Source organism: Novosphingobium sp. Chol11 (assembly GCF_900218065.1).
GTDB classification, from domain to species: domain Bacteria; phylum Pseudomonadota; class Alphaproteobacteria; order Sphingomonadales; family Sphingomonadaceae; genus Sphingobium; species Sphingobium agri.
In genome coordinates, this window is record NZ_OBMU01000001.1 from 2,464,338 (window position 1) to 2,479,567 (window position 15,230).

The window sequence follows — 15,230 nt, forward strand, 5'->3', positions numbered from 1 at the left end:
TTGCCCCGTTGGTGCGCACAGTGTATTTAGGGTTGAGCAGGGTGCTGTATTTATATAACACAGCACCTGCCGGCCCGCCGTCCGTTGATGGAACCAGGATGAACTACGAAACTCAGGTTGCCGGCGACGCTCCGGCGCGCATCTTTGGCGAAGAACCGCGCTCTTCCAAGCGGCGGGCGCTGACGATTGGCGCTGTGATCGCCATCATCCTGATTGCTGCCGCCGCCTGGATCAGCATGCATGGCAAGGGCGAGGATGCGGCCGCCACGGTGGAAGAGGCGCCGGTCGTCACCGTGCTGGTTCCCGGGCAGTCCATCGTCCCCCGCACCGTTAGCGGCACCGGATCGCTTGCCGCTCGGGTCGACATGCCGGTCGGCGTGGTGGGCGAAGGCGGACAGGTCACGCGCGTGCTGGTGCAACCGGGCGACTGGGTGCGCGCCGGACAGGTGCTGGCAGTGATCGAACGATCGGTCCAGACCGAGCAGATTCGTTCGCTCGCCGCACAGCTGGAGGTCAATCGGGCCGATGCGAAGCTGGCGCAGGCGCAGCTCGACCGGGCCCAGGCTCTTGTGAAGCGCGGTTTCATCAGCCGGGCCGACATCGATCAGCGTACCGCCACGCGCGACGCCGCCAACGCTCGGGTCAATGTCGCCGTAGCGCAGCTTGCCGAACAACGCGCCCGCACCGGGCGGCTCGATATTCGCGCGCCTGCCGCGGGCCTCGTCCTGACGCGAGAGGTGGAGCCGGGACAGATTGTGGGTTCGGGCAGCGGCGTGCTGTTCCGCATGGCCAAGGGTGGCGAGATGGAGCTTCTGACCCAGCTGAGCGAAGGCGATCTTGCGACGCTGCGGCCGGGCAACAGCGCAACGGTCACGCCTGTCGGCAGTCAGACCGAATTTTCAGGCCGCGTCTGGCAGGTATCGCCGGTCGTCGATCCGCAGACGCGGCAGGGCATTGCCCGCATCGCCATTCCCTACAACAAGGAAATCAGGCCAGGCGGCTTTGCTGCCGCCAGGATCGTGAGCGGCACCGCCACGGCACCGCTGCTGCCGGAATCCGCCATTCAGACGGATGCCAAGGGGCACTTCGTCTACGTCGTCAACGGAAGGAATGAGGCTGAACGGCGCGGCGTCGAGGTCGGGCAGGTCTCTCCCAAGGGTGTTCCGGTGACGCGCGGCCTCAATGGCGGCGAACGCATTGTCGCATCCGCAGGCGCATTCCTGCGGCCGGGGCAGAAGGTGCGGCCACAAGTTCAAAAGGCCGGGTAAGCCCGCGCAGGCGAGGAAGCCGTCATGAGTTTTCGCAATATCTCTGCCTGGGCCATCCGCAACCCGGTGTCCCCGCTCGTGCTGTTCGTTGCCCTGCTGCTGGCCGGCATGGTCAGCTTCGGCCGCATGGACGTCAACCAGCAGCCGGATGTCACCTTTCCCGTTGCTCAAGTGATGGTTTTACAGCCGGGCGCCGCACCGCCTGAACTGGAAACCCAGGTAACCCAGCGCGTCGAAGCGGCGGTGCGTGGCATCAGCGGCGTGGACGAGATCACCTCGACAGTCTCTGAAGGTCAGTCGACGACGATCGTCCAGTTCCAGATCGGAACTCCGATCGACCGGGGCGTCAATGACGTCAAGAATGCGGTCGACCAAATCCGCAGCGACCTGCCCGAAGGCATATTGGAACCGCAGGTGACGCGCCTGGATGCCGATCGCCCGATCGCCTATTTCAGCGCCGAAGCCACCGACATGACCCTCGAACAATTGTCATGGTATGTCGACAATACCGTCGCCAAGCGGCTGCTCGCGGTGCCGGGCATGGCAGCAGTCCGGCGCGGTGGCGGCGTCACCCGCGAGATACGCGTCATTCTCGACCCGGCAAAGTTGCAGTCCCATGGGGTCACCGCCGCGCAGGTCAATCAACAGTTGCAGCAGGTCAACCTGAACGCTGCGGGCGGACGCACCGAAATCGCCGGAGCCGAACAGGCGATCCGCGTGCTCGGCAACGCACAGGATGCCTATGCGCTTGGCCAGACCCAGATAGCCATCCCAGGGGGCCGCACCGTAAAGCTGTCCGATCTAGCCGATGTTCGCGACATGTTTGCCGAACAGCGATCGCTTTCGCTGATGAACGGCATGCAGGTGACGAGCTTCAGCCTGGAAAAGGCGAAGGGATCATCCGACGTCACCGTATTCGACGATGCGATGAAGGTGATGGAGCAGCTGAAGAAGGAAAATCCGAAGGTCCGTTACAGGGAGCTGTTCAACAGCGTCGATTACACCAAGAGCCAGTACCACGCGGCGATGCAGTCGATGATCGAAGGCGCGGTGCTTGCCGTCGTCGTGGTGTTCCTGTTCCTCCGCGACTGGCGCGCGACGATCATCGCCGCGCTGGCCATTCCGCTGTCGGCCATTCCGACCTTCTGGTTCATGGATATGATGGGCTTCACGCTCAACGTCACCTCGCTCCTGGCCTTGAGTCTGGTTGCGGGCGTGCTGGTCGACGATGCCATCGTGGAAATCGAGAATATCGTCCGCCATATGCGCATGGGAAAGACGGCCTACCAGGCTTCGATCGACGCGGCTGACGAAATTGGGCTGGCCGTGCTGGCTACGACCATGGCGATTGTTGCCGTGTTCCTGCCGGTCGGATTGATGCCGGGCATTTCAGGTCAGTTCTTCATCCAGTTCGGCATGACCGTGGTAGTGGCGGTGCTGCTCAGCCTGGCCGTCGCTCGCCTGATCACGCCGATGATCGCCGCCTATTTCCTGAAGGCGCATGGGCAGGAAAGCCATGGCGAAGGCTGGCTGATGGACGTCTATATGCGGGTGCTCCACTGGTCGCTGGATGAAAGCCGGGCCAATGCGCATCGCACGCGGGGCGCAAGGCCGCGCTTTGCCGCATGGCTGCGCGATCACCGGATCTGGACGGTGGGTATAGGGGGGCTCGCGTTCCTGGCGACGCTGCTTGCCTTCGGCACCCTGCCTATGGCGTTCCAGCCGTCGATGAACACCGATTACAGTCAGGTGAAGATCGAAACCGTCCCGGGCAGCACGCTTGCGCAGACTACTCAGGTTGCGCGCCGCGTGGCCGACATGCTGACGGCGGACAAGCAATTTGTCGACGCGGCTTTCGCGGACATCCAACCGACCAGCGCAAACATCTATCTGACGCTCAAGAAGGACCGGCCTGCGTCCTCCGTGGAATGGGAACGCAGCATGGCACCCAAATTCCAGCAAATCGCAGATGCCCGCGTGAACTTCCAGTCGCAGGCAGGTGGCGGCATGGGCCGCGACGTTACCATCATGCTGGGCAGCGACAATGCCGAACTGCTTGACCAAACTGCAAACAAGCTGGTCGGCGAGATGCTGAGCGTGAAGGAAATCAGGGCGCCTCGCGTCCAGGGCGACATGAACAGGCCCGAGATCATCATCAAGCCGCGCTTCGACCTGGCCGCCAGCCTTGGCGTCACGACGGCCGCGCTCAGCCAGACGATCCGGGTGGCGACGATCGGCGACATCGATCAGAATACCGCGAAATTCTCGTTGTCGGACCGGCAGATCCCGATCCGCGTCGCGGTGGAAGAGAATAGCCGAAGCGATATCACGACCATCGAGAACATGCCCGTGCCGACGGTCAACGGCGGTTCGGTTCCGCTGAAAGTCGTTGCCGACGTCGAATTCGGCGCTGGGCCGACGCAAATCCGCCGATATAATCAGATACGCCGGATCGTCGTCGATGCCGACTTTGCCCCAGGCATCGTCAGCAGTCAGGCGATGAAGAAGATCAACGCCCTGCCCACGATGAAGGAGATCAACGAAGGCCGCATCACCGGCATTCAGAAGATCAATACCGGGGAGTCGAAATGGCAGGCGGAAATGCTGAAAAACTTCGCCGTCGCGGTGATTTCCGGCATCCTGCTGGTGCTCGCGGTGCTGACGCTGCTGTACAAGCGGTTGATGCCGCCCTTCGTCAATCTCGGCTCGCTGCTGCTGGCCCCGCTCGGCGGAGCCTTGGCATTGCATCTTACCGGCAATCCGATTTCGATGCCGGTCATGATCGGCGTCTTGATGCTGTTGGGCATCGTCGCGAAAAACTCGATCCTGGTGATCGACTTCGCACTCGAGGAAATCCAGAAGGGCGTTCCTCGTTTCGACGCGATCATCGATGCCGGGCACAAGCGCGCGCAGCCGATCGTCATGACCACGGTCGCAATGGTGGCGGGCATGGTGCCGACCGCGGTTTCGCTTGGCGGGGACAGCGCGTGGCGCGCGCCGATGGGTATTACGGTGATCGGCGGGCTGCTTCTGTCCACGCTCCTCACGCTCGTCATCGTGCCTGCGACATTCAGTTTGGCGCTGCAACTGGAAGGATGGGCGGGACCGCGCCTTGGCCGACGCCTGCTTACTTATAAGGCGGGAGACGACGCAAAGCATGAAGGAACTGCACAACCGGCGGAGTGAAGCCAATTGGCTGATCAGCGTGAAAGACGCGTGCGGCTGAACGAAACGGCGGCGTAACCGTTGGACGGACGATGAAGCAGCTTCCCGTGTCCCTGCCCGCCGCGCATGCCCCTGCCCGGACCCCGCGCGACATGCGGCTGGTGGCGACGGGCATGCTGATCGTGATGGCGCTGCTGTTCCTCGCCGCGCGATCCACGGTCCACCTGCACCCCGCGATCGGCTTCGTTCAGGCTTTTGCGGAGGCCGCCATGGTGGGCGGTCTGGCGGACTGGTTCGCAGTGACGGCGCTGTTCCGGCATCCGCTGGGACTGCCGATCCCGCATACGGCGATCATTCCGCGCAACAAGGACCGGATTGGCGACACGCTTGCGCTGTTCCTGAGAGACAATTTCCTGACTCCCGCCGTGGTCGCGCGCCGGATGCAGCGGCTGGATGTCGCAGCGGCCGCCGGGCGCTTCCTCGCCAGCCCCGCAGGCGGGGACGGCCGCTTGCGCGAAGGCGCATCGCGGCTGGTGGCGGACATGCTGGAGGCGCTTGATCAGGAGCGGCTTGGCGGCATGGTCAAGGGCGCCATCGCCCAACGGCTGCGCGGCATGAACGTCGCGCCGCTGATCGGGCAGGCGATCGAGGCGGCGATGCGCGACGGCCGCCATGCGCCGGTGATGGACGGCATCATCCATTGGGCCGATCGCACATTGGAGGCCAATGACCATCTTATCCGCCAGATGGTGCACGACCGGGCGGGCAAGATATTGCGATGGACAGGATTGGACGAAAACCTGTCCAACGCGATCATCGACGGGCTGCGGCGGCTGCTGGCGGAAATGGCCGCTGACCCGCAACATAGCCTGCGCCTCAAGGCCGAAGAAAGCATGGCAAAGCTGGCAAGCGACCTGCAATTCGACCCGGCGATGCAGGAGCGCGTAGCGCGCATCCGAGACGAGATCGTGGACAATCCGGCGATGCAGCGTTGGATAGACGGCCTGTGGGAGCAAGCCCGTTCCGGATTGTTGCGCGCGGTGCGTGACCCCGGCAAGGCGATGGCCGGGCGGCTCGGCGAAGCATTGCAGCAACTGGGAACGACATTGCAGGAGGATTCGCGCCTGCGCCTGCTGATCAACCGCTTTGTGCGCCGGGCTGCGGTCGGCGCGACCGCCGCCTATGGCGATTCCATCGTGACGCTGGTCAGCGAGACGGTGCGCGGCTGGGATGCGGGCACGGTGACGAGCCGACTGGAGAGCGCCGTCGGGCGCGACCTGCAATATATCCGCATCAATGGGACGTTGGTCGGTGGACTCGTCGGCCTGGCCATTCACACGGTCGACACGCTGTTTTGAAATTTTGCGGCGCGCGGCCTTGAAAGCCTGAATTTGGCTCCCTAACTGGCGTCAACGAGCATTTCAGTTGCAAATAGCAACTTTGATAAGGGGATTTTCATGATCAGCCTCTTCGATCCCGTTCAACTAGGCGCCGTCAAGGCACGCAATCGGATATTGATGGCGCCGCTGACCCGCGCCCGCGCGACCCGCGACCATGTGCCAACGCCGATCATGGCCGATTATTATCGCCAGCGCGCCACGGCGGGCCTGATCATCAGCGAAGGCATCGGCGTGTCTCAGCAAGGCCTAGGTTGGCCATTCGCGGCGGGCATCTGGTCGGCCGAGCAGGTGGAGGCCTGGAAGCCGATCACCCAGGCCGTGCATGATGCGGGCGGCCGCATCTTTGCGCAGCTCTGGCACATGGGCCGCCTGGTCCATTCCAGCGTCAGCGGGCAGCCGCCCGTATCGTCCAGCCCGATCACCGCGCCCGGCCACGCCCATAGCTATGACGGCAACAAGCCCTATGAGCAGCCGCGCGCGCTGGAAGCGGACGAAATCCCAGGCCTGATCGCTAGCTATGTCACCGCTGCGCGCAACGCGCGTGAAGCCGGGTTCGATGGCGCCCAGATCCACGCCGCGAACGGCTATCTGATAGACGAATTCCTGCGCGACGGCGTCAACCAGCGGCAGGACGAGTATGGCGGCAGCCCGGAGAAGCGCGTCCGGCTGCTGCGCGAAATCACCCAGGCCGTCGCGGATGCTATCGGTGCTGACAGGACGGCGGTGCGCATTTCCATCAACGGCGCGTCGCAAGGCACGGACGATAGCGATCCCGCCAGCCTTGCCATCGCCATCGCCAAGGCGCTGGACCCAATCGGGATCGCCTTCCTAGAGATGCGCGAACTGCGTCCGGAGGGCACACGGGGAGCGAGCGACGTTCCGCGCCAGTCCCCCCTGATCCGCCGTCATTTCAACGGGCCGCTCGTCCTGAACAGCGATTATGACGCGGCCCGGGCGCAGGAGGATCTGGACAGCGGCCTTGCCCAAGCGATCAGCTTCGGACGCCCGTTCATCGCCAATCCGGACCTGCCGGATCGCCTGTCGCTAGGCGCTCCGCTCAATCCCTTGAGCACCGACACGCTCTACACGCAGGGCCGCGAGGGCTATGTCGATTATCCGGTTCTCGCCAAGGCAGGCTGAACCCTTGATGGAAAAAGGGCCGCTCCGATCAAGGGCGGCCCTTTTTCTTGTGAGCAGCGGCGCAGGGATCAGGCGCCGAATTTCTCGCGCAACGCCAGCATGGCAATGGCGGCCTTTGCAGCTTCGCCGCCCTTGTCCTTTTCATCCGGCTTGGCGCGGGTGAGCGCCTGCGCCTCGTTCTCGACAGTCAGGATGCCGTTGCCAATGGCGATGCCATCCATGCTGAGCGCCATGAGGCCCCGCGCGCTTTCGTTCGACACCACTTCGAAATGATAGGTTTCGCCGCGGATCACCACGCCGATCGCCACGAAGCCGTCATAACGGCCGGACTCCGCCGCCAGCGCGACCGCGCCGGGGATTTCCAGCGCGCCCGGCACCGTCACTACGTCATATTTATGCCCTTCCGCCTCCAACGCGGCCACCGCGCCTTCGATCAGCAGATCATTGAGATGGTCGTAGAAGCGGGCTTCAACGATCAGGAATTTCGCCACGGCCGTTATCCTTCCTATAGCTCGATGGGCCGGTGCCCAACCACGGCAAGGTCATAGCCGTCAAGCGCGATGAGGCTGTGGCTGCTATTGGTGAGCAGCACCATGTCGTGGACGCCAAGCTCCGCAAGGATTTGCGCGCCCACGCCATAATCGCGCAGTTCATCCATGCCGCTGCCCGGCTGGCCCGCATGATGGCGCAGGATACGGGTAACAAAGTCCGACGGCGAATTGCTGGTCAGGACCACAATGATGCCCGCCCCTTCCTGGGAGATGATCTCCATCGATTTGCCCAAGATGCCACAGCGGGGACCGCTCGCTCCATAAACATCGTCGAGCAGGGATAATTGATGCACCCGGACCAGCGTGGGCTCATCAGGCGAAACATGCCCCTTCTGCAGCACGAGTTGGTCCGTCTGGGTCGCCTTGTTGTAGAAGCTGATCGCCTTCCAGTCGCCGCCCCACTTGCTGTTGAAGACGGTTTCGGCCCGCCGCTCGACCATATGGTCATGACGGCGGCGATAGGCGATGAGATCGCGGATCGTGCCGATCTTCATCTTGTGCTTCTGGGCGAAGGGGATGAGATCATCGAGGCGCGCCATGGTGCCGTCGTCCTTCATCACTTCGCAGATCACGCCCGACGGGTTGAGTCCGGCGAGACGCGCCACGTCGACAGCAGCCTCGGTATGGCCGGTGCGTACCAGAACGCCGCCATCCTTGGCGACGAGAGGGAAGACATGGCCGGGCGTCACGATATCCTCACGGCCCTTCGAACCGTCGATCGCGACCGAGATGGTGCGCGCGCGGTCGGCAGCGCTGATCCCGGTGGTGACGCCTTCCCGCGCTTCGATCGACACCGTGAAGGCGGTTTCATGCCGCGTGCCGTTGTTGCGGCTCATGAGGTCGATGCCGAGATGATCGACCCGATCCTTGGTCAAGGCCAGGCAGATGAGGCCACGGCCATGGGTCGCCATGAAGTTGATTGCGTCCGGCGTCGCCATTTGCGCTGGGATCACCAGATCGCCTTCATTTTCCCGGTCTTCATCATCGACCAGGATGAACATGCGGCCGTTGCGGGCTTCGTTGATGATCTCTTCCGGCGAGGCGAGGGCGGTGCCGCCTTCACGCCGGGCCAGATAGGTTTCCAGCTTGCCAAGCGTTTCGGCGGTGGGGTTCCAGTCGGTTTCGCCCAGTCTGCGGAGAGAATTGGCATGAAGGCCCGCAGCGCGTGCCAGCCCCGAACGGGACATGCCCCCTTCATTCACCAGGGTGCGGACGGTATCGATAAGAGCGGAAGACATGAGCGACTCCTTGACCAACAGGGTCTTGGAGTCTGGTTATCACATCAAGATGTGATTTTATCAAGCTGCAATCACATTGCTTGGCGCAGGCTCTGCATCCGATCGAGGTAGCGGGCGAGCACGTCGATCTCCAGATTGAACGATCGCCCTTCGACCAGAGCGTCCAACGTCGTCGCAGCGGCGGTGTGCGGAATGATGTTGAGGCCGAAGTGGACGGAACCGTCCGGCTGATCTTCGACGCTGTTGACGGTCAGCGAAATGCCATCGACGGTGATCGATCCCTTGGCCGCGAGAGCGGAAGCGAGTGCGGGAGGCGCGGCGATCACCAGCCGGGTCGAATCCCCTTCAGGGGCGGCCGATACCAATGTGCCGACGCCATCGACATGGCCAGTCACGATATGGCCGCCGAGCTCGTCACCCACCTTGAGCGCGCGTTCCAGATTCAGCTTTCCGCCCTGCCGCCAGAGACCGGGCGCGGTGCGATCCACCGTTTCGGCGGACAGATCGACGGCGAACCAGTCAGGCCCCTTCTCGACCACGGTCAGGCAAGCGCCGGAGCAGGCGATCGAGGCGCCGATGGCAACGCTGTCCATGTCATAAGCGCTGCCGATGACAAGGCGAAGGTCTCCCCGCTGCTCGGCGGAGCGGATGGTGCCGATGTCGGTGATGATGCCGGTGAACATGGGTGCGTGATCCTGCTGGTTCGGTGACGCTCCTAAGCGCCGCGCCGCCTTTCGTAAACCTCCAGCCGGTCATCGCCCAGTTGCCGTGCGTCGGTCAGGGCCCAGCGATGATGCGCCTGGGCGAGGTCCGACAGGCCGATGTCGCCGATGCCAGCAAGGCCCCCGCCGATGATAATCGGTGCGCGGTAAAGGAGCAGACGGTCGACCAAGTCGGCCCACAGGAACGCCGCTGCGGTTGAAGCGCCACCCTCCACCATCAGATGATCGACATGATTGAGCGCGGCGATCTCTTCGGGCTGCGCGACGGCTTCCCAACCTTCGGGCGCATCGCCGCGCGTCAGCAGCAGGCGGCGGGGAGAGCGATCCTCCAGCCCCGGCAGGCGCACATCGAGGCGCGGGGCGTCGGCGCGCAGCGTGCCGCCGCCGACAAGGATGGCGTCATGGCGCGCCCGCTCCAGATGCGCATGCGCGCGCGCGGCCCCTCCTGTGATCCAGCGGCTGGCCCCGTCCGTGAGCGCGATGCAGCCGTCGAGCGACAGGCCAAGCTTCAAGGTGACGGCGGGGCGGCCCAGCGTCTGGCGCAGGACGAAACCACGCATGGCCGCAGCAGCCTCCTTCGCCATCACGCCCATTTCTACCTGAATGCCGCGCGCGCGCAGATGCCCTGCGCCTTGCCCGTCGGTACGCGGGTCGGGGTCGCGAAGCGCGATCGCCACGCGGGCCACGCCTGCTCGTGCCATCAGGTCGGCACAGCGCGGCCCACGGGCGGACAGGTGAAAACAGGGTTCCAGCGTCACATAGGCCGTGGCACCGCGCGCCTGATCCTGCGCCTCTTCCAGCGCCTGCGCTTCGGCATGGGGGCGACCGCCCTTCTGGGTCCAGCCACGGCCGACGACGGCTCCATCGCGAACGATCAGGCAGCCGACATTGGGATTGGGGGTGGACAGGCCCCGGCCACGTTCCGACAGGGCAATGGCCGCTGCCATGAAACGGCGGTCGTCGGCGGGGTCGGCCATCGGGAAACTCAATTCTGGCTGGTCTTGGGCGCGGCCTTTTCCGCCGCTTCCGCCTTGGCCAGCCGCGAATCGAGCTGCGCGTTGATCTGCTTCAAAGCTTCCTTGCGCCTGGCGCTGTTGCGGGCTTCCTCGGTGCGCCAGTCGATGCCGAATGCGTCGGCCCATCCTTGCATCTGCTTCTGCCGTTTTTGCAGCGCCGCTTCGCTTTTCGCGAGGTCGATCTTCTGCTGCAGGATGATGGCGGCGTCCGACCGGCTCGCGTCCCAGCTCTGCACATAGATGATCTTGTTGCGGGTCGGCATGGTGTTGGTGTTGGCGTCGACCATGAACACCCAGATGATGACCCAGGTGATCGCCATCGACAGCCCGAGCAGCGGCCATTTATGCGGCCGATTCTCGCGGAAATAGCTCCACAGGTCGCCAAGCGCGCTTTTGGGAGAGACCGGACGGGGGAAGATCGCCATCGCCGCTATATAGGATAGGGCGGCGCCGGATGCAAAGCCGCGCCTTGCATCCGGCGCCGTCAGGCTCACCTGTCGGTCAGCTTGAAATGGACGGTGAGAACCTTTGTTCCTGGCACCGGCACGCCATCGCGAGTCGCGGGGCGAAAGCGCCACTTGCGCATCGCATGCCGCTGGGTGGCGATCCAGAAGGCCTCATCCGTCGCCGACAGCCGCTCGATGCCCGTCACCCTGCCGTCCGCGCCAATGCTGACGCGGACAGTGACCGAGCCTTCCACGCTTTGCCGGATCATCGAACCGGGATAATCGGGCTGGAAGGCCGCCATGGCGCGCGGGTCGATGCCGACTTCTGTGACAACGGGTTCACGTACCGGCTCGATGGGCGGATCGATGACACTGCCGCCCGCACCGGTGCCAGCGGTTGTTCCGCCTGTGGGCACTAACGGCCCCTCACCGCTATTGGGCAGCTTCACCAGATCATCGGGATTGGAGGGGATCGGGTCTATGGTCGGTTGGGCGCGAAGCTTGGTCTCGGCGGGCTGCGGCTGGGCTTCGGGCGGCGGCGGAGGATCGAGGGGGATCTGATTGCCGATCAGGATCTGCGGCACATAAGGCGCGATCACCTCCTTGGGCATCAGGATGAAAGCGCCGACCACCAGCGCATGGACCGCGATGGTCGCCCCGATCGCGGCGGGCGATCCCCCGCCACCGCTGTAGCCACGCTGGTGGCCATTTGCCGCATGCATTGCCGATACTGCCATTGCATCCTCCATCCTCAACTTGCGCGGCTTGAGCCGCCGCTGCAACATAATGTTACATCATATCTAGTGATATGTTGCAACATTATGTTCATGCCGTGGAGGGAACTTGTGCGCTGGCATGCGGCACCTTACCATAGGAGCCATGAAGACGTTATCCGAAGACCCGACCCTGGACGAAGTGCGGGCGTATCTCGCGCCGATCATCCCGCGCCATGCCGCCTTCGACGGCTGGCGGGCGGAAGCCGTCACCATGGCCGCTTCGGAAGGACGCGTGGATGCCGAGATCGCGCAGCTCGCCTTTCCCGGCGGAGCGATGGACATGATCGACGCCTGGTTCGCGAGCATCGACGCAGGCATGCTGGAAGCGCTCCCGCCGGAAAAGCTGGTCACCATGTCGATCCGCCAGCGTATCGTCTCGTTGATAACGGCGCGGCTGACACTGCTCGCCCGCGACAGGGAGGCGTTGCGCCGCGCGCTCGCCATCATGGCGCTGCCGCAGAACAGCGTTCGGGCGGCGCGGCTGGGCTGGCGGGCGGCCGATGTCATGTGGCGCGCCGCTGGCGATCACGCCACTGACCTCAATCATTATAGCAAGCGCCTGACGCTGGCGGGCGTCTATGCCGCGACGCTGCTGGTGTTCGTCGATGACGAGAGCGACGATTGGGCGGACAGCCGCGCCTTCCTCGATCGCCGCATCGAAGGCGTGATGCGCTTCGAACGGGCGAAGGCCAAGTGGAAGGGCATCGGCGGCGGGGAAAGGCTGAGCCTTGCCCGCTTCATCGGCAGGCTCCGTTATCCCGCCATCTGACCCCAACGAGGAGGCCGCGATTCCGGCTGGCCTTTTCCTATCTATATTGATAGTCACTCGCAGGTGACTTCAGCGAGCTCTTCTTCCTTGCGCCTGACCGAACTGCCGTTGCGCCAGCCCGCCTATGTGGACCTGATCGACTGGGACGCGCTGACCGCGTCGGACGGCCAGCGCCTGCGCGAATTCGGCCTGTGCGAAGGCGCGAGCGTCGAAGCGCTGCACCATGGCGGCCTGCTTGGCCGAGGTCCGATCGCCTGCAAGGTCGGACGCATGACCATTGCCATGCGGCGCAATCACGCCGCCGCGATCATAGTCCGCACGGGCCCGGCGGACGCCGCATGAGCAGCCTGCCGCTGGTTGCGCTGGTCGGCAACCCCAATGCCGGCAAGAGCGCCCTGTTCAACGCCTTGACGGGCGCGCGGCAGAAACTGGGCAATTATCCGGGCGTGACCGTAGAGCGCAAGGCAGGCAGGCTGTCGCTGTCCGATGGCCGCCCGCTCGAACTGGTCGACCTGCCCGGCACCTACAGCCTCAACCCCACCAGCCCCGATGAGCAGGTGACCCGCGACGTCGTGCTTGGCAAACAGCATGGCGAACGCCTGCCGGATGCGCTGGTTGTGGTCGTGGATGCCTCCAATCTCGACAATCACCTGCGCTTCGCCCTTGAACTGATCGCGCTTGGCCTGCCGACCGTGGTAGCGCTCAATATGGTCGACCTCGCCACCCGCGATGGGCTGGAGTTGGATGCGAATATCCTCTCGCGCGAACTGGGCGTGCCGGTGATCTCGACCGTCGCGGTGCGCAAGCGTGGCCTCGACCATCTGCGGACTGAACTGGACGCGCTGTTCGATGGCAGCGTCAAGGCGCGGCCCTCCGCCGCGCCGCTTGGCTTCGACGCGTTGCGGAGCGAGGCCCGCAGGATCGCCCGCGCGGCGGTGGTGCGCGAAACACCTTCCCGCCGGTTGACGGCTGCGGTCGATCGGGTCGCTCTGCATCCCGTCGCCGGGCTGCTGCTGCTGCTGGCGCTGCTCTTCATCATGTTCCAGGCGGTCTATGCCTGGTCGGAAGCGCCCATCGCCATGATCGAAGGGCTGGCGGAAGCGGCCAGCTCGGCAGCAAGCGACGCGCTGCCGGACGGGCTGCTACGGTCCTTCCTGGTGGATGGCGTCATCAACGGCGTCGGGTCGGTCGTCGTCTTCCTGCCGCAGATCCTGATCCTCTTCTTCTTCATCCTGATGCTGGAAGCGACCGGCTATATGGTTCGCGCCGCATTCCTGATGGATGGCCTGATGGCGCGCGTCGGCCTGTCGGGCCGCGCTTTCATCCCACTGCTTTCATCCTTCGCCTGCGCCGTGCCCGGGATCATGGCGACGCGCACCATTTCCGATCCCAAGGATCGGCTGACGACCATATTGATCGCGCCGCTCATGACCTGCTCGGCCCGGCTGCCGGTCTATGCGGTCATTATCGGCGCTTTCATTCCGGCGCGGAATGTAGGCCTGGGCATCGGCCTTCAGGGCCTCGTCCTCTTCTGCCTGTATATTGCCGGAATTATCGGTGCGATGCTGGTGGCGCTGGTGCTGCGCCTCACGGTAACCAAGGGCGCAAGCGGCGGATTCCTGATGGAAATGCCGAAATATCAATGGCCGCGCCCCCAGGACATCGTGCTGGGGCTGTGGCAGCGCGCGATCATCTTCCTCAAACGCGCGGGCACGATCATCTTCGCGTCCACAGTGATCCTCTGGTTGCTGCTGAGCTTTCCCAAGGCGCCGGAAGACAGCGCCGTCAGCCAGGTGAATTATTCGGTCGCCGGGCGGATCGCCAACGGGCTCAACGTCGTGCTGGAGCCGATCGGCTTCAACCGCGACATTTCCCTGGCGCTGATCCCGGCGATGGCGGCGCGCGAAGTGGCGGTATCCGCGCTCGCCACGGTCTATTCGCTCGATGCCGATGAGGATGAGGCAAAGCTGGAACGCAGCCTGGGCGACCGGCTGAAGGACAATTGGCCGCTGCCCACTGCGCTTGCGTTCCTCGCCTGGTTCGTCTTCGCGCCGCAGTGCATTTCGACCATCGCCGTTACGAAGCGCGAAACCAATGGCTGGAGATGGCCGCTCTTCATGATCGGCTATCTTTTCGCGCTTGCCTATGCCGCTGCGGGCCTGACCTACTGGACCGCGACGGCAGCGGGGCTATAAGAACCTCCAAAGTATCGGAGGAAATATGGCGGGTTCGGTCAACAAGGTCATTCTGGTCGGCAATCTGGGCGCTGACCCGGAGGTGAAGAGCTTCCAGAATGGCGGCAAGGTGTGCAACCTTCGCATCGCCACGTCCGAAAGCTGGAAGGACCGCATGTCGGGCGAGCGCAAGGAGCGCACCGAATGGCATAGCGTCTCGATCTTTTCCGAAGGACTGGCGGGCGTCGCCGAGCGCTTCCTGCGCAAGGGTTCGAAGGTCTATGTCGAGGGTCAACTGCGCACGCGCAAGTGGCAGGACCAGTCGGGCAATGACCGCTACACCACCGAAGTCGTGCTTCAGGGTCCGGGCGCGGTGCTGACCATGCTGGACGGCGCGCCGGGCGGTGGCCAAGGCGGCGGGCGCTCGCAGGGCGGCGGCAGTGACTGGGGCGCCAGCTCCGGCGGCTTTGGCGGCGACTATGATGATTTCGGCGGTGGCAGCAGCAGCGGCGGCTTTGGCGGCGGCAGCGGCGGCCGCTCATCGGGCGGCGGGCGCGGCGGCGCG

14 protein-coding genes are annotated in these 15,230 nt (G+C 64.3%); 8 read left to right on the forward strand and 6 right to left on the reverse strand.

Features of this window, described 5'->3' with window-relative positions:
- Positions 1-98 precede the first annotated feature (98 nt).
- The 4 genes from NCHOL11_RS12255 to NCHOL11_RS12270 all read left to right on the forward strand — a co-directional run bounded on the left by NCHOL11_RS12255 (position 99) and on the right by NCHOL11_RS12270 (position 6,973).
- A complete protein-coding gene (locus NCHOL11_RS12255; protein WP_097092544.1) occupies positions 99-1,268 on the forward strand; it encodes an efflux RND transporter periplasmic adaptor subunit in 1,170 nt (389 codons plus the stop codon).
- Between the two features lie 24 nt (positions 1,269-1,292).
- Entirely contained in the window at positions 1,293-4,454 is a 3,162-nt protein-coding gene (locus tag NCHOL11_RS12260) for an efflux RND transporter permease subunit (RefSeq protein ID WP_097092545.1), read from the forward strand.
- A 71-nt stretch (positions 4,455-4,525) separates the two neighbouring features.
- Positions 4,526-5,791, forward strand: a complete 1,266-nt coding sequence (locus NCHOL11_RS12265; RefSeq protein WP_255254784.1) for a DUF445 domain-containing protein — start codon at positions 4,526-4,528, stop codon at positions 5,789-5,791.
- Between the two features lie 99 nt (positions 5,792-5,890).
- Entirely contained in the window at positions 5,891-6,973 is a 1,083-nt protein-coding gene (locus NCHOL11_RS12270) for an alkene reductase (RefSeq protein WP_097092546.1), read from the forward strand.
- 68 nt (positions 6,974-7,041) lie between these two features.
- Here NCHOL11_RS12270 and ribH read toward each other — a convergent pair whose 3' ends face one another.
- From ribH to NCHOL11_RS12300, 6 genes are all read right to left on the reverse strand, one after another.
- Complete coding sequence (ribH, locus tag NCHOL11_RS12275) at positions 7,042-7,464, reverse strand: 6,7-dimethyl-8-ribityllumazine synthase (RefSeq protein WP_097092547.1); 423 nt, start codon at positions 7,462-7,464, stop codon at positions 7,042-7,044.
- Positions 7,465-7,478: 14 nt separating this feature from the next.
- Positions 7,479-8,762, reverse strand: coding sequence for a 3,4-dihydroxy-2-butanone-4-phosphate synthase (gene ribB, locus NCHOL11_RS12280; protein ID WP_097092928.1), 1,284 nt, complete (start codon positions 8,760-8,762; stop codon positions 7,479-7,481).
- Positions 8,763-8,833: 71 nt separating this feature from the next.
- Positions 8,834-9,445, reverse strand: coding sequence for a riboflavin synthase (locus NCHOL11_RS12285; protein WP_097092548.1), 612 nt, complete (start codon positions 9,443-9,445; stop codon positions 8,834-8,836).
- Between the two features lie 32 nt (positions 9,446-9,477).
- The gene (ribD, locus tag NCHOL11_RS12290) at positions 9,478-10,461 is read right to left on the reverse strand and encodes a bifunctional diaminohydroxyphosphoribosylaminopyrimidine deaminase/5-amino-6-(5-phosphoribosylamino)uracil reductase RibD (protein WP_255254785.1); all 984 of its coding nucleotides are present in this window, start codon (positions 10,459-10,461) and stop codon (positions 9,478-9,480) included.
- Positions 10,462-10,469: 8 nt separating this feature from the next.
- Positions 10,470-10,925 (reverse strand): hypothetical protein, encoded by a 456-nt coding sequence (locus NCHOL11_RS12295; RefSeq protein WP_380800049.1) that lies wholly within the window; start codon positions 10,923-10,925, stop codon positions 10,470-10,472.
- 65 nt (positions 10,926-10,990) lie between these two features.
- Positions 10,991-11,683 (reverse strand): energy transducer TonB, encoded by a 693-nt coding sequence (locus NCHOL11_RS12300; RefSeq protein ID WP_097092931.1) that lies wholly within the window; start codon positions 11,681-11,683, stop codon positions 10,991-10,993.
- Positions 11,684-11,825: 142 nt separating this feature from the next.
- Here NCHOL11_RS12300 and NCHOL11_RS12305 point away from each other — a divergent pair, with 142 nt between their 5' ends.
- From NCHOL11_RS12305 to ssb, 4 genes are all read left to right on the forward strand, one after another.
- Entirely contained in the window at positions 11,826-12,491 is a 666-nt protein-coding gene (locus tag NCHOL11_RS12305; RefSeq protein WP_097092549.1) for a COQ9 family protein, read from the forward strand.
- 87 nt (positions 12,492-12,578) lie between these two features.
- On the forward strand, positions 12,579-12,833 hold the full coding sequence (locus tag NCHOL11_RS12310; protein ID WP_097092550.1) for a FeoA family protein: 255 nt from the start codon (positions 12,579-12,581) through the stop codon (positions 12,831-12,833).
- Positions 12,830-14,686, forward strand: coding sequence for a ferrous iron transporter B (gene feoB / locus NCHOL11_RS12315; protein WP_097092551.1), 1,857 nt, complete (start codon positions 12,830-12,832; stop codon positions 14,684-14,686). The genes NCHOL11_RS12310 and feoB overlap by 4 nt, the downstream gene beginning before the upstream one ends.
- A gap of 25 nt (positions 14,687-14,711) precedes the next feature.
- The coding region (ssb, locus tag NCHOL11_RS12320) for a single-stranded DNA-binding protein (protein WP_097092552.1) at positions 14,712-15,230 on the forward strand (519 nt) is incomplete at its 3' end.

Coding starts and splice junctions, on each gene's coding strand:
- NCHOL11_RS12300 (WP_097092931.1), bottom strand. CDS start 11,683: ATGGCAGTATCGGCAATGCATGCGGCAAATGGCCACCAGCGTGGCTAC.
- NCHOL11_RS12285 (WP_097092548.1), bottom strand. CDS start 9,445: ATGTTCACCGGCATCATCACCGACATCGGCACCATCCGCTCCGCCGAG.
- NCHOL11_RS12295 (WP_380800049.1), bottom strand. CDS start 10,925: ATGGCGATCTTCCCCCGTCCGGTCTCTCCCAAAAGCGCGCTTGGCGAC.
- NCHOL11_RS12265 (WP_255254784.1), top strand. CDS start 4,526: ATGAAGCAGCTTCCCGTGTCCCTGCCCGCCGCGCATGCCCCTGCCCGG.
- ribD (WP_255254785.1), bottom strand. CDS start 10,461: ATGGCCGACCCCGCCGACGACCGCCGTTTCATGGCAGCGGCCATTGCC.
- ribB (WP_097092928.1), bottom strand. CDS start 8,762: ATGTCTTCCGCTCTTATCGATACCGTCCGCACCCTGGTGAATGAAGGG.
- NCHOL11_RS12255 (WP_097092544.1), top strand. CDS start 99: ATGAACTACGAAACTCAGGTTGCCGGCGACGCTCCGGCGCGCATCTTT.
- feoB (WP_097092551.1), top strand. CDS start 12,830: ATGAGCAGCCTGCCGCTGGTTGCGCTGGTCGGCAACCCCAATGCCGGC.
- NCHOL11_RS12270 (WP_097092546.1), top strand. CDS start 5,891: ATGATCAGCCTCTTCGATCCCGTTCAACTAGGCGCCGTCAAGGCACGC.
- NCHOL11_RS12260 (WP_097092545.1), top strand. CDS start 1,293: ATGAGTTTTCGCAATATCTCTGCCTGGGCCATCCGCAACCCGGTGTCC.
- NCHOL11_RS12305 (WP_097092549.1), top strand. CDS start 11,826: ATGAAGACGTTATCCGAAGACCCGACCCTGGACGAAGTGCGGGCGTAT.